General features: G+C 62.9%; 14 protein-coding genes. 5 read left to right on the forward strand and 9 right to left on the reverse strand.

Features of this window, described 5'->3' with window-relative positions; genetic code table 11:
- The first annotated feature begins 272 nt into the window (after positions 1-272).
- The 5 genes from F1002_RS14860 (at position 273) to F1002_RS14880 (ending at position 5,198) form a co-directional block, all read left to right on the forward strand.
- Positions 273-1,112, forward strand: coding sequence for a response regulator (locus F1002_RS14860; protein ID WP_150429828.1), 840 nt, complete (start codon positions 273-275; stop codon positions 1,110-1,112).
- 206 nt (positions 1,113-1,318) lie between these two features.
- Positions 1,319-1,681 (forward strand): hypothetical protein, encoded by a 363-nt coding sequence (locus tag F1002_RS14865; protein WP_223879623.1) that lies wholly within the window; start codon positions 1,319-1,321, stop codon positions 1,679-1,681.
- Positions 1,682-1,711: 30 nt separating this feature from the next.
- The gene (locus F1002_RS14870; protein WP_150429830.1) at positions 1,712-2,050 is read left to right on the forward strand and encodes a hypothetical protein; all 339 of its coding nucleotides are present in this window, start codon (positions 1,712-1,714) and stop codon (positions 2,048-2,050) included.
- Between the two features lie 125 nt (positions 2,051-2,175).
- On the forward strand, positions 2,176-4,857 hold the full coding sequence (locus F1002_RS14875) for a GNAT family N-acetyltransferase (RefSeq protein ID WP_150429831.1): 2,682 nt from the start codon (positions 2,176-2,178) through the stop codon (positions 4,855-4,857).
- Positions 4,858-5,018: 161 nt separating this feature from the next.
- Positions 5,019-5,198, forward strand: a complete 180-nt coding sequence (locus F1002_RS14880; protein ID WP_150429832.1) for a hypothetical protein — start codon at positions 5,019-5,021, stop codon at positions 5,196-5,198.
- A 65-nt stretch (positions 5,199-5,263) separates the two neighbouring features.
- Here F1002_RS14880 and F1002_RS14885 read toward each other — a convergent pair whose 3' ends face one another.
- The 9 genes from F1002_RS14885 to F1002_RS14925 all read right to left on the reverse strand — a co-directional run bounded on the left by F1002_RS14885 (position 5,264) and on the right by F1002_RS14925 (position 12,807).
- The gene (locus F1002_RS14885; RefSeq protein ID WP_150429833.1) at positions 5,264-5,881 is read right to left on the reverse strand and encodes a rhodanese-like domain-containing protein; all 618 of its coding nucleotides are present in this window, start codon (positions 5,879-5,881) and stop codon (positions 5,264-5,266) included.
- Complete coding sequence (gene soxB / locus F1002_RS14890; RefSeq protein WP_150429834.1) at positions 5,882-7,603, reverse strand: thiosulfohydrolase SoxB; 1,722 nt, start codon at positions 7,601-7,603, stop codon at positions 5,882-5,884. It lies immediately after the preceding gene.
- Between the two features lie 76 nt (positions 7,604-7,679).
- Complete coding sequence (gene soxX, locus F1002_RS14895; RefSeq protein ID WP_150429835.1) at positions 7,680-8,327, reverse strand: sulfur oxidation c-type cytochrome SoxX; 648 nt, start codon at positions 8,325-8,327, stop codon at positions 7,680-7,682.
- 14 nt (positions 8,328-8,341) lie between these two features.
- Entirely contained in the window at positions 8,342-9,157 is an 816-nt protein-coding gene (gene soxA, locus F1002_RS14900) for a sulfur oxidation c-type cytochrome SoxA (protein ID WP_150429836.1), read from the reverse strand.
- A gap of 79 nt (positions 9,158-9,236) precedes the next feature.
- The gene (soxZ, locus tag F1002_RS14905) at positions 9,237-9,548 is read right to left on the reverse strand and encodes a thiosulfate oxidation carrier complex protein SoxZ (protein ID WP_150429837.1); all 312 of its coding nucleotides are present in this window, start codon (positions 9,546-9,548) and stop codon (positions 9,237-9,239) included.
- Between the two features lie 25 nt (positions 9,549-9,573).
- Complete coding sequence (gene soxY / locus F1002_RS14910) at positions 9,574-10,041, reverse strand: thiosulfate oxidation carrier protein SoxY (protein ID WP_150429838.1); 468 nt, start codon at positions 10,039-10,041, stop codon at positions 9,574-9,576.
- A gap of 25 nt (positions 10,042-10,066) precedes the next feature.
- Positions 10,067-11,116 (reverse strand): c-type cytochrome, encoded by a 1,050-nt coding sequence (locus tag F1002_RS14915; protein ID WP_150429839.1) that lies wholly within the window; start codon positions 11,114-11,116, stop codon positions 10,067-10,069.
- Entirely contained in the window at positions 11,100-12,446 is a 1,347-nt protein-coding gene (soxC, locus tag F1002_RS14920) for a sulfite dehydrogenase (protein ID WP_150429840.1), read from the reverse strand. The genes F1002_RS14915 and soxC overlap by 17 nt, the downstream gene beginning before the upstream one ends.
- A 40-nt stretch (positions 12,447-12,486) precedes the next feature.
- Entirely contained in the window at positions 12,487-12,807 is a 321-nt protein-coding gene (locus tag F1002_RS14925; protein WP_150429841.1) for a helix-turn-helix transcriptional regulator, read from the reverse strand.
- Between the last annotated feature and the right edge of the window lie 34 nt (positions 12,808-12,841).

Raw genomic sequence — 12,841 nt, forward strand, 5'->3', positions numbered from 1 at the left:
CGCGCCATGAAGAGCGGGAGGGGGGAGTGGATGGGCGGTCCGATCCGATGTGGGACGATCAACGCAATCGCGCTCGCAACGCTTGCGAGGCAGGCTATGCCGAATGGTTTTCCAGAAGGGGCGCTTGTTGTAGAGTGCCGAGGTGCGGGGCGCCGACGGCCGGGAAAAGCTGGAGGGGCGGGTAGGTAACCTGTGGATGAGGGCCGGTTTCATGCTGGCGCCTGCGAGCTTTCGCCGCTTTGATAGGCGGCACTCACGTGGAGCATGGTGAAGTGAAGGTAGTGATCGTTGATGACAGCGAGGCGATACGCAAGGTGTTGCGTGCGATCTGTGAAGGCGAGGGGCACGAGGTTGTTGCCGAGTTTGCCGATGGTGAAGGGCTGCTCGATTTCGTCAGAGGGTTTCGCCCGGATGTTGTCTGCCTGGATTACGAGTTGCCGGGGAGAAACGGTTTCGAGTTGCTGGTCGAGATGGATCATGCCGCCAATCAGGTAGCGGTGGTGGTGATTACCGGTTCCGATGAGCCGGAGTTGAAGGGGCATGCTGCCGACCTGGGGGCGGCCGGGTTCATCCGCAAGCCTTTCGAGAGCGCCCAGGTGATCAACGAGTTGAATGAAATTGCCAAGGTGCGCGCGATCGCGGCGCGTGCGGCAGCGGAACCCGAGGTCGCACAGGCGGCGGTTCCGGCGGCGGCAAAGGCGGAAACGAAGGCGCAGGAAAAGCCGGCGGCCCCGGGCGCTGCCGTGGTGTCCCGGACGGCGGTGGTGGTCGACGACAGCGGTTCGATCCGGCTGGTGCTCAAGGGTATTCTCGAGGGCATGGGGGTCAAGGTGGTCGGCATGGCCACGAGTGGCAAGGATGCTATCGAGTTGGTCCGGCGCTTTCGGCCGGCGCTGGTTTGCCTGGATGTCGACATGCCGGGCATGAGCGGCCTCGAGGCCTTGCCGCACATCGGGGCGGCCAGCCCGCGGACGCGGGTCGTCATGGTGACGGGCAACGCGAGCCGGCAGGTCGTTGCGGAGGCCGTGACCGGCGGTGCCAAAGGGTATTTCCTGAAGCCGGTTCGGCCGGCCAAGGTCGAGGAATTCATTCGGAAGTTGCTGCAAATCTGAAAGCACGGTTTGCTCGGCAGGTCGTGTGCCGGGATGCCTGGCGGACGACATCTGATGTTCGGCAGGATGGCTTTCTTGTCGCGGCGGAACGATGCGGCCGGCTGCCGACCGCTCTTTGCAACAATTGGTAAAACCGTCCCATGATCGTCAGCGCACGCGGTATAAACGACGTTGAACGAATACCGTCGATTTGTCAGAGAGCGATCATGAAAGCAAAGCTAGCCAGTTCCGCGCTGTTGTTGGCCCTCGTGTTGTCCGGCTGCGTCGTGGCGCCGACCCCGCCGGGGCGTACCGTCTATTATCGCGAGCCGGTCATGGTGGCGCCGCCGCCGCCGCGCGTCGAGTACATCGGGCCACCGCCGGTTGTCGGGCAAATATGGATCGGCGGTTTCTGGAACTGGGTGGGTGGCCGCCACGAGTGGGTGCCCGGCCATTGGGAAGCGCCGCGTGCCGGATATGGCTGGGTTCCCCATCGCTGGGAGCGTGATGGCGACCACTGGCGCATGCAGGGCGGCCATTGGGAAGAGCGTCGTGAGCATCGCGACCACGACCGGCGCGACTGGCGATGAATTATCCCGGATTGGCATGGGAGGCAAGCGATGAGCGGCTTTGAAAACTATGCACGGGAGACGGCCGAAATCGAGTCGGAAATCGTGCGCAAGGGTATTGCCTTGGGGATCGACTGGGACAACGAGGCGGAAGTGCGGGCGCTGGCCCGGGAGGCCTTCGATCACCTTGCCGACGATGTGAAGATCGCGGCGGCCGATCCGACGGATTACCGCCTGCAGGCGAAAGTCGATCTGTTCGGACTGGCCGGCATCATGCTCGCCACCATGGCCAAAAGTGCCGGTCAGGGGTTCGAAAGCCACGGAGGGCCGGTCTGGAAGGCTTTTGCGCGGGCCTTGTGGGCGGAGGCGCAGCTCCGGGAAAAGCCCTAGCCGGCATTGTTGGGCTGGGCTAGGCGATACGACACGGCAGCAAGGATGCCAAGCGATACAAAATTCAAAATAATTTTGTATTAATGGTATCGTAACGGCAGACATTTTCCGGAGCCGTGCCGTTCATGCAGAACACCCATTACCTCAAACCTTTGCTGGAACCGCTGTCGGTGGCGGTGATCGGTGCCTCGGAGAAGGAAGGCGCCATCGGCCAGGTGATCTTCCGCAATATTCTGGGCGGCGGCTATAAGGGCAAGCTCTGGGCGGTGAATCCCAAGTACCCGCAGGTTCTTGGGCAGCCCTGCCTGGCATCGGTCGAGCAGATCGGCGTACCGGTCGACCTGGCCATCGTGACGACGGCGCCGAGAACCATTCCGCAGTTGATCGAGCAATGCGGCAAGGCGGGCATTCGCTATGTGACCATCGTGACCAATCCGTCCGGCGCCGGGAGCCAGACGGCCGAGCGGCGTATCCGGGAGGCCGCCCGCCATCACGGCGTGCGGATTCTCGGCCCCAAGTCGTTGGGGCTCCTTCGTCCGTCGCTGTCGCTGAACGCGACCTTTACCGAAACGCAGCCCTTGGTCGGCGAGCTGGCTTTGGTCACCCAATCGGGAGCCATGTGCGCTGCCGTGCTCGACTGGGCAACGATGAACCGGATCGGCGTGTCGTCGGTTGTGGCCTTGGGCAATACGCAGGATGTCGATTTCGGCGAGGTGCTGGATTACCTCGTCCATGACGAACAGACGCGTTACATCCTGCTGCATGTCGAGAAAATCGGGAATGCGCGGCGCTTTCTCAGCGGCCTGCGTTCGGCGGCGCGGGTCAAACCGGTGATCCTTTTCAAGTCGAGCGATCGGGTGGTTTCCGGATTGTCCGACGCGGGCGGACCCGAGGCGGCGAGCATGGAGGATGCGGTCTTCGATGCGGCGGTACGCCGGGCCGGGGCCATCCGGGTCAGCGGCATCAGCCAGCTGTTCCATGCGGCAAGGGCTCTGGCCGGCGGTTTCCGCCCACGCGGCAAGCGGCTGGCGGTGATCAGCAACGGCACCGGGCCGGCGGCCATGGCGGCGGATTCGGCGCGTGCCTTCGGCGTACCCACGGCCGGGCTGTCCGGCGATACGGTGGCGGCATTGCGGCGGGTCCTGCCTTCCGACTGGCGCGGGGTCAATCCGGTGGATCTGGGCGGGGATGCCACGCCGGAGCGTTACCTGCAAAGCATTGAAGCCGTGTGCCGGGATGAAGGCGTCGATGCCATCCTGGTCATTCTTTCGCCGTTGGCGATGGCGCAACCCTCCGTCGTCGCCCGGGGAATCGCCGCCCTGGTCGCCAGCCAGCGGATGCCGCTCTGCTGTTGCTTCATGGGGGGCGAGCTCATTGTCGAGGCGCGCAAGATTCTTGAAGAGGCCGGGGTTCCGATTTTCCGGACGCCGGAGACCGTGATCGAGCTGTTCCACAGCATTTCGCAGTACTACGACAACCAGAAACTGCTGTTGCAGACGCCGGCGCCGGATCATGGCGTCGACGGCCCGGGCGGCAATAACGGTCGCCTGCTGATGGATGCCCTGCTCGGCGAACATCGGCGCATCCCGTCCGGGGTCGAGGTGCGTTCCCTGTTGCGGACTTACGGTCTGGATGTGCAAGCGGCCGTCGTGGCCCACTCGGCCAAGGAGGCGATGTTTCTGGCCGAGCAGGTGGGTATGCCGGTGAACATGCGGGTCGATTTTCACGACCACGATCTTGGCAGCACGGTGCTGACCACCCGACACAACCTGAACAGTCTCGAGTCGGTTCGCCTGGCGTATCAGGATCTCGTCGAGATGGCCGGCAAGGCGGCTCCGGGTTTGCCCATCGATGGCGTGGCCATCGAACCCGATCGCAGTCGCCCGCATGCCCGCAAATTGACGCTCAGCGTCTTCCGCGATCCGGTTTTCGGCCCGGTGATCGGCTTCGGGGCGGGGGGCGAGCAGATGGAGGTCTTCCAGGATCGCGCCGTTGCACTGCCGCCCCTGAACCGTTTTCTCGTGCGCAAACTGATCGAATCGACCCGTGTCTCGCGGACGCTGGGCGAATACCGCCAGCTGCCGCCGGTGAACGAGGTGGCGCTGGAGAATGCCTTGTTGAGCGTCTCGAGCCTGGTGTGCGACTTGCCGTGGGTGCGCGAATTGTCGATCGATCCGCTGATCGTCGACGACAACGGCGTGACGGTAGGCGCGGCGCGCATGGTGATCGACCACACCCTCGGCACCGGCAAGGCGCGCTATGCGCACATGGCGATCCATCCGTATCCGGCCTACCTCGAAAGAACGTGGTCGATGCGCGACGGGCAGACGGTGACGGTACGGCCGATCCGTCCGGAGGATGCGGGGCTGACCCTCGATTTCTTCAATCGCCTGAGTCCCGAGTCGCGCTATTTCCGGTTCATGGAAAACCTGCGCGAGTTGCCGCCCAGCTTGGTCAATCGTTTTACCCAGGTCGACTACGACCGGGAAATGGCGCTGATCGCGCTGGTCAGAGCGGACGGGGCCGAGCAGCAGGTGGGCAGCGCCCGCTATACGCTGACGGCCGACGGCGAGTCGGTCGAGTTCGCACTGGTGGTCGACGATGGCTGGCAGCGCAGCGGTCTGGGGCGGCGCCTGATGGGGGCCTTGATCGATTGCGCCCGCGAAAGATCCTATCGTTCCATGGTTGGCGATGTGCTCGCCGATAACCAGAAGATGCTGCGCCTGATGACCAGCCTGGGGTTTTCGATCTTGCCTCACCCGGACAGCCAGGAAATCAAACGGGTGGTCAGGTCGCTCCAGGAGTGAGCCGCGGCGCCCATTCGCTACGCCGCGCCGTGTGGCGAATGTCACGCCCGATCCATGGTTTTTCAACTTGTCAGCAAATGGGTGAATTTTTTCACTGAAGTCGAATGGCGTGCCCGGTACAGTGAACTTGTCAGCAGAAAATTACAGGATCGGGAACTCAGATGGTCTGCAAGAACGACAAGCGCTCCGGGTCGGATCGCCGCCAACAGGAAGTCGGTCCGCCGAATGGCTGGCGCGACCGCCGCAAGACGGTGGAAAGACGGGTGCCCGAGGTCATGGAAATCCCGTTCTCCGAGTGGCTGGCCCACATGCCGGGCAAAAAGGCGCTGGAATACTCTTAAGCGCAAGCGCTTCAGGCAAAAAAATCCCGGCGTGCAGCCGGGTTTTTTTTGCCTGAGGACCGGGTTTATTTCGGGAAATACATCCGGTTCTTGTCGAGTTTGTAGGTCCAGGGCAGGTTATTGTTCTTCCAGCCATTGACGATGCGCTGACCGGCTCTTGGCCCTTCCTTCGCGGCATCTCCCTCGAAACCTTCCGCGATGCTGTAAACCCGCGTGTAGCCCGACATCTGCAGGCGGTCGGCGGCTTTGGCGCTGCGGTCGCCCGAGCGGCAGATCAGGATGATCGGGGCGTCCTTGCCCAGCCCCATCTCCTTCACGCGGCGATCCAGTTCCGCCACGAAATCGACGTTCGGCTCCAACTGGTACATGTGGCGCTTGTCGTCCCATTCGCCCATGATTTCAGCGTGCTCGACATACGGTACCAGGGCGTCGGCGTCGCCCGGCCAGCCAACGTACATGGCCTCGGCCCGGGTGCGGATATCGAAGAAGGCGACACCCTTCGGGTCTTTCTTCTTCATGTCGTAGGCCTGTTGCGGCGTCAGGTAGAGCCCCAGCTTGCTGTGCTTGATTTCCGGCAGTTGTTCCCATGTCGCCGTGCCCGGTGCCCAGTCGGCCGCCCAGGCACCCGCCGAGAGGGCGATCAAGGTCGCCGCCAGCAGCGGTGTGCAGATTTTTTTGATCATTTATGCAATCCCCGGATTGTTCGCTGACCCCTTCAGCGTCGGAAGATTGAGTTTAACCGGCTTGACGGTCTTGATGTCGCGCAGATAGGTGGCAACGACTTCCCAGATCGGCGCACCGGCGTTCTTCGCCTCTTCGGAGACGGGCGCCCAGCCGGCGACCTTGTAAGTCTTGGCCGGATCGATCGCCTGTCCCTTGAGCATCATGTTCTGGATGCGGTTGCCCATCTTCGCCGTCGGGTCGCAGGTCCATTGCAGGCCGCCGACGCGCACCATGTCGCCGCCTTGCTGGTAATACGGATCGGGGTTGAACAGGTTGTCGCAGACGTCTTCGAGCACCGTCTTGATCATCTCGCCACTCATGTTGGTCACCGTGGTCCACGGATAGGTGATGGCGGTCTGGTCGAGCACATGCTCCATCAGGATGGGCTGGCCGGGCAGCAGCGAGGTGCCCCAGCGGAAGCCGGGGGAGAAGGCGATCTCGGCATCCTTGACGGCCATCAGCGCATCGAGGATGACCTGGTCGAAGGTGCCGTTGAAGTTGCCGCGGCGGTACAGGGTTCCTTCGGTGACGGCCAGTTGTTCGTTCAATTTCGGCAGGTAGGGCGCGCGGGCCTTGTCGATCAGGGCCTGCATTTCCTTGTCGGCCGGTAGCAGGTTGGCGAAGACCGGCAGCAGCTTGTAGCGGAAATCGGCGATCTTGCCGTTCTTCACGTCGAAGTCGAGGACGCCGAGGTACTTGCCGTTGGAGCCGGCGTTGGTGACCAGGGTCTGGCCGCCGCCATTCTTGACGACGACGGGGGCGGGCATGCCGTCATGGGTGTGACCGCCGAGGATGGCGTCGATGCCGCGCACGCGGGAAGCCATCTTGAGATCGACGTCCATGCCGTTGTGCGACAGCACGACGACGACCTGCGCACCGGCAGCGCGGGCCTCGTCGACGGTCTTCTGCATGTTCTCTTCCTGGATGCCGAAGCTCCAGTTCGGGGTCTGCCAGCGCGGGTTGGCAATGGGTGTGTAGGGGAAGGCCTGGCCGATGATGGCGACCGGAACGCCGTTGATCTTTTTCATCACGAACGGCTTGAAGACGGCATCGCCGAAGTCGGTGGTCTTGACGTTCTGGGCGACGATATCGATGTGGCCGGCGAAATCCTTTTCCTCGATTTCCTTGACGCGCGCCTCGCCGTAGGTCGACTCCCAGTGCAGGGTCATGACATTGACGCCGAGCGCCTTGCAGGCATCGACCATGTCCTGGGCGTTGCTCCACAGCGCCGTGCCGGAGCCTTGCCAGGTGTCGCCGCCGTCGAGGAGCAACGCACCCGGGCGGTTGGCTTTCATGCGCTTGACCAGGGTGGCGAGGTGGGCGAAGCCGCCGACCTTGCCGTAAGTCTGGGCGGCTTTTTCGAAATTCAGGTAGGTATAGGCGTGGGCCTCGATGGTGTTGGGCTTGAAGCCGAAGTGCTTGAGCAGGTTGTCGCCGACGAGGTGCGGCACCTTGCCGAATTGGTCGCCGAAGCCAAGGTTGACGTTGGGTTCGCGGAAATAGATGGGCAGCAACTGGGCATGACAGTCGGTGATGTGCAGCAGGCTGACGTTGCCGAATTTCGGCAGGTCATACAGCTTGGCGGCACCTTTTTCGGCCAGGGCGAAATCGCTGTGCAGCGACATGCCGCCGGCGGCGGCGACGGCCATCACTTGAAGGAATTCCCGACGATTCATGCTCATGTTTGTGTTCCTTGGAGTTGTGTTCTCGTTGCGCAAAAAGACCCGACGACCGAAGCCGTCGGGTTAATCACGCAAGTTAATCTTTGTTAACCGGCGATTCCGGATCGACCAGGAAGGCCACGATATGGGTGATCTGCTCCGGGGTCAGCCAGCTGTGCAGGCCGAAGCGCGGCATGTTGGTGCAGGCCGTGAAGGCATTGGAGTTGTAGATCTTGTCGTAGGCGTATTTGACGATCTCCTCCGCGTTGCCGCGAATCTTGCCGAAGTGGTGCAGGCTCGGGCCAATGGTGCCGTAGGCGACTTCCTTCTTGGCCAGTTCGTGGCAGGCGTAGCAGTTGCCGCCCCGCACCCGGCCGGCGGGGTCCGGCTGGATGAAGCCGATGTGGCCGCCGGTGCCGACCGCAGCGAGCTTCTCGCCTTCCTTCCAGTCGCCGATCAGCTTGCCGTCCACCGGGTAGCGGATGGTTGCGGCGTTCTGCCTTTCGAGCTTCTGGCCGATCGGGCGCGGCGGGTTGTCGCGGTATTGCAGGCAGGTCTTCATCGTGTCGTCCTGCTCCAGGCGCGTCATCCAGTATTTCGGATTGTCGGCACGGAACGAGGTGCGGAACATCTGCTCGGCTTCCTTGACGAATTTTCCGCCCGGCGCTTCGACGGCCTTCTGGGCGAATGCCGGAAGCGACAGGGCCAGGGCGAACGTCGCGACGAGGCTGGTTTTCAGTTTCATGGTCGTCTCCCCGTTCAGCGCTTGATGCCCGGCGTTTCCATCACGGTGCCGGTTGCGGTTTTTTGCAGATAGGTTTCCAGCGCGATGATCGAATCGGCCAGATAGTTCGGCTCGGGCCAGCGAGCCTGACGCATGCAGTCGATCAGGCGACGCTGCATGGTCCACACCGCACCTTGCGACACGCGGTAGGACGGCCAGGTCTTCATGGCCGTGCCGGCGCCATCCTTTGTGGTCAGATTGCCCAGCTCCTGGAGGCGGATGCGCTTGCCTTCCTGGCCGTGGCAGATCGAGCAGGAGAAGTCCTGCGGACCGGAGCGGCGGTAAAAGATGTACTCGCCCATCTTGGCCATCTTGGCCTCTTCCGGGTGCGTTGCCGGTACGTTGATCGGCTTGCCGTTCGACTTGGCGCCGATGAAGGTCACCAAGGCTTCGATGTCGGATTCGGTGCCGGGCCTGGAGTACCAGTTTTTGGTCGCCTCGGCGACCGTGAAGCCTTGCAGCGTCACCATGCAATGCACGAGACGTGACTCGACATCCATGACCTTGCCGGTGTCCTTGAAATACCTGGGCAGGCTGGCGTAGGCGCCTTCGAGCTTGCCCGGGCCGAGGCCGAGGTCGCATTGCTCGAGCGAGGCTTTCTTGGGGCCGCGCTTCTCGGACCACAGGCCTTCGCCCTTGACTTCGAGCAGGTCGGCCGGGTTGCCGTCGGCCAGGGCTTCACGATACTTGGCCAGTTCGTCTGCGACCTTGCTGTCCTGCGCCAGGGCAGGGCTGGCGAAAGCGCCGAGTAGTGCCGCACTGGCCAGCGTTCTGATGAAACGGTGGAACATGAGTTACTCCTCCAGAGGGGTAAGTACTGCGCCGGCAGCGGCGGTCTTTGCCGCTTCGCTGCCGCAATTCGAACGACGATCAGCCGATGGTGGCTTCGTCGGAGCGGCTGTCGCCCTTGTTGTCCTTCCAGCTCACCGTGATCTTGTCGCCCTTGGCGCCGCCCTTGAACTTGAAGGCGAGGTAGGGATTCTTCGACACGGACGGGCCGAACTCGCTGCTCAGCACGGTCTTGTCGCCATGCTTGGCAACCAGTTCGGTGATGAACCAGGCCGGTACGATGGCGCCGTTGGCATCCTTGCGCTGCCCGGTTTCCATTTCGTGGCTGACCAGGACTTTGACTTCGGTAACGCCGTCCTTGTTGGCGGCGCGGATTTTCATTGGGTTGCCCATGTTTTGCTCCTTGAATTCGTATCGATTAACCGCCGCAGCCGCCGAGGGTGACCTTGATTTCCTTGGTCGCCATGAAGAACTTGCCGTCCGACTTGACCAGGGCGTAGATGTTCGAGGTCTGGCCCATCTTGACGCGGGTCTGGACGTTGGCTTCGGTGCCTTCCGGCAGCGTGAAGGTGGCGGCCAGAGCGTTCGGGTTTTTCTCGATCAGGATGGCGACCATGCTGATGTTGGGCAGTGAGGAGGCGACGCCAACCGGCACCACGGCGCCGTTCTCGGCGATGTCCGGGCCGGTGACCTGCACGTCCTTGCTGTCGGCCGGAGAACCGGCGCCTAGGGCTTTCAGCGTATCGGCCATGCTCTTGGCGTCGAAGGCTGCCTTGTTCCAGTCGGCCAGGGCCATGCCCGGGGTGATGATGCCGGCGGCGGCCAGCATGCCCAGCAGGGCGGCGCCGGAGCCGGATTTGAGTACGGTGCGACGTTGATTGTTCATGACTTCTCCTCTGTAGAAATTGGAATTACTTCGAGCCGGCCAGAATCCACTGGACCAGTGTCTTCAGGTCGTCATCCTTGATGTGCGCGTTGGGCGGCATCGGGATCGAACCCCAGACACCCTGGCCGCCGGCCTTGACCTTGGCGATCAGCCGCGATTCGGCATCGGGCTGGCCCTGGTAGCGGGCGACCACTTCGTTGAAGCCGGGACCGACGATCTTGTTCTTCACGCCATGGCAAGCCATGCAGCCGCTCTTGGTCGCGAGATCCAGCGTGCTGGCGTCGGCTGCCTTCTTGGCGGCTTCCGGGCCGAGCGTGCGGGTACCGCGCACCGGACCGAAGTTGCGGTTCTGGTCGGCCAGCTCGCCGTGGGCGGTGCGGGCGTAATCGGGCAGGGTCGAACCGATTTGAACCTCGGGCTTGCAGTTCTTCATGCAGGCCACGTTCTTCACGTCCGGCACGCCGCCGTTGCCGATGCCACCCTTCTTGGCCGAAGCGCCGGGCCACAGGCCGTGGTCGGTGGTCATGCCGTTGCGGTTGGGGAGCAGCTTCTGCACGTCGGCGATGTTCTTGTCCGACAGTTCGAAGTCGGCCGGCACGATTTCCTGCAGGTTGAGCAGGTAAGCGAGGATCGCGTAGACCTCGTCCGGCTTCAGCGACTTGGGGGCGGTCCATGGCATGGCACGCTGGATGTAGTCGAACACCGTCGAAATGGTCGCTACCTTGGTGAAGGTGGTGCGCTGCGGCAGTTCGCCCGAGGACAGGCCCTTGACGCGGCCGGTCTTGATGTCGTCCTTGGTCGTGCCGCCGGCCAGCGGCGTGAATACCTCGTTGGACTCGCCGAAGGATCCGTGGCAGGACGCACATTTCTCTTCGAACAGTTCGTTGCCGCGCTCGACATTACCCTTGCCCTTGGGCAGGCCCTTGAAGTCGGGACGAACATCGATGTCCCAGGCCTTGACCTCGGCCGGGGTGGCCTGGCGGCCCACGCCGTGGAAGTTGTCGACGGCCGATGCGCTGCTGAATACGCTCATCCCGAGCGCAACCGCCAGTATCGATTTAGAGAACCTGGACATTGGTGACCTCCCCGCTTTCGACGACTTTCCAGGACTGGATCGCATTGTTGTGATAGATCGACTTGGTGCCGCGCACCTTGCGCAACTGGCCGTATGTCGGCTGTACGTAGCCGGTCTCGTCCATGGCGCGCGACTGCAGGATGGCCGGCTTGCCGTCCCACACCCAGTTGATGTTGAAACGGGTCAGCGCCTTGTTCTGGATCGGCCCTTCGAGGCGGGCGCTCTGCCAGTTGATGCCGCCGTCGAAGGAGACATCCACCTGCTTGATGCGGCCGCGGCCGGACCAGGCCAGCCCGGAGACGTTGAAGAACCCCTTCTCGACCAGGGTCTGGCCGCCCGACGGCGTGGTGATGACGGACTTGCACTCCTGGATCGAGCTGTACTGGCGATGCAGGCCGTTGGGCAGCAGGTCGATGTAGTGCACCGCCTCGTCCTTGGTGGCGTAGGGCTGGTCGCCGACTTCGATGCGGCGCAGCCACTTGACCCAGGACACGCCCTGCACGCCGGGGACCACCAGGCGCAGCGGGTAGCCGTTTTCCGGACGCAGCATTTCGCCGTTCTGACCGTAGGCGACGAAGACTTCGCCGGATTCGACCATTTCCATCGGGATGGTGCGGGTCATCGAGGAGCCGTCGGCGCCTTCGGCCAGCACGTAACGGGCCTTCTTGGTGTCGACGCCGCAATCCTCCAGCAGGGTTTTCAGCGGCACGCCGGTGAATTCCGAGCAGGACAGCATGCCGTGCGTGTATTGCACGGTCGGCACGGCGACGTTGCCCCATTCAAGGCCGGTGTTGGCGCCGCATTCGATGAAGTGGATGCGCGATACCGAGGGCATGCGCATCAGCTCATCCATGGTGTAGACCTTGGGTTTCTTGAGCAGCGAGTCGTCCGAGCCGTTGATCATCAGGCGGTGGCGGGTCGGGTCGACATCCTGCCAGCCCTGGTGATGGCGCTCGAAGTGCAGGCCGGACGGCGTGATGATGCCGAACAGCCCTTGCAGCGGGGCAAACGATACCGAGGCGCCGCCGACGCGAGCAAGACCCGGCGATTCGCGGCGGACCAGCTGGCTTTCGAATTTCGACGGCATGCCGTACGGGTTGGTCGCCACCGGCTGGCCCAGCGACGTGCTCCAGGCCGGCAGGTTGAGAATGTTCGGATCGCCTTCGCTGGCGCGGGCGGCCAACGGTGCCGCCATGGCGGCGCTGGCGGCCAGGAAGCTCTTGCGCAGGAAGTCGCGGCGCCCGGCGCCAACGGCCTTGACCTGATCTTCCGACAGGAAGTTCTCCGGAGCGGGCCGCAAACGCCCCGGTTGTTGTGTGATATCACCCATCTGGAAACACCCCTCCACTCTGTGAGTCAGTTACTGCTAATCACTTTCCGACACCCAGCTCGTCGCCCAGATCGCGGCTTGCCACCGTGATGCTGACCGTCCGGCAGATGTCGACGAAATTGGGATCGACGACCCGGTAATAAACCGAACTTCCGTCCCGGCGCCGTTCGACAACCCCGGCGCGGTACAGGATGTTCAAGTGTCGCGAGATGTTGGCTTGCGTCAGGCCAATCTTTTCCACGACCTCGTGTACGGGACGCTCTTCGGAACAAAGACAGGAGAGAATGCGCAAACGGGTCGGGTCGGCGAGCAATCCGAAGTAATGCGCTACCTGTTCGAAGACCTGCAAAGTTTCGTCCATGCTGTTCTTTTGATTTCGATCAAGAATCAATGTA

Source organism: Dechloromonas sp. CZR5 (assembly GCF_008711155.1).
In the GTDB taxonomy this organism is placed as follows: domain Bacteria; phylum Pseudomonadota; class Gammaproteobacteria; order Burkholderiales; family Rhodocyclaceae; genus Azonexus.

Excerpts from the sequence above, each read along its gene's own strand:
- F1002_RS14865 (WP_223879623.1), top strand. The coding sequence starts at position 1,319 with ATGAAAGCAAAGCTAGCCAGTTCCGCGCTGTTGTTGGCCCTCGTGTTG.
- F1002_RS14870 (WP_150429830.1), top strand. The coding sequence starts at position 1,712 with ATGAGCGGCTTTGAAAACTATGCACGGGAGACGGCCGAAATCGAGTCG.
- F1002_RS14875 (WP_150429831.1), top strand. The coding sequence starts at position 2,176 with ATGCAGAACACCCATTACCTCAAACCTTTGCTGGAACCGCTGTCGGTG.
- F1002_RS14880 (WP_150429832.1), top strand. The coding sequence starts at position 5,019 with ATGGTCTGCAAGAACGACAAGCGCTCCGGGTCGGATCGCCGCCAACAG.
- F1002_RS14885 (WP_150429833.1), bottom strand. The coding sequence starts at position 5,881 with ATGATCAAAAAAATCTGCACACCGCTGCTGGCGGCGACCTTGATCGCC.
- soxB (WP_150429834.1), bottom strand. The coding sequence starts at position 7,603 with ATGAGCATGAATCGTCGGGAATTCCTTCAAGTGATGGCCGTCGCCGCC.
- soxX (WP_150429835.1), bottom strand. The coding sequence starts at position 8,327 with ATGAAACTGAAAACCAGCCTCGTCGCGACGTTCGCCCTGGCCCTGTCG.
- soxA (WP_150429836.1), bottom strand. The coding sequence starts at position 9,157 with ATGTTCCACCGTTTCATCAGAACGCTGGCCAGTGCGGCACTACTCGGC.
- soxZ (WP_150429837.1), bottom strand. The coding sequence starts at position 9,548 with ATGGGCAACCCAATGAAAATCCGCGCCGCCAACAAGGACGGCGTTACC.
- soxY (WP_150429838.1), bottom strand. The coding sequence starts at position 10,041 with ATGAACAATCAACGTCGCACCGTACTCAAATCCGGCTCCGGCGCCGCC.
- F1002_RS14915 (WP_150429839.1), bottom strand. The coding sequence starts at position 11,116 with ATGTCCAGGTTCTCTAAATCGATACTGGCGGTTGCGCTCGGGATGAGC.
- soxC (WP_150429840.1), bottom strand. The coding sequence starts at position 12,446 with ATGGGTGATATCACACAACAACCGGGGCGTTTGCGGCCCGCTCCGGAG.
- F1002_RS14925 (WP_150429841.1), bottom strand. The coding sequence starts at position 12,807 with ATGGACGAAACTTTGCAGGTCTTCGAACAGGTAGCGCATTACTTCGGA.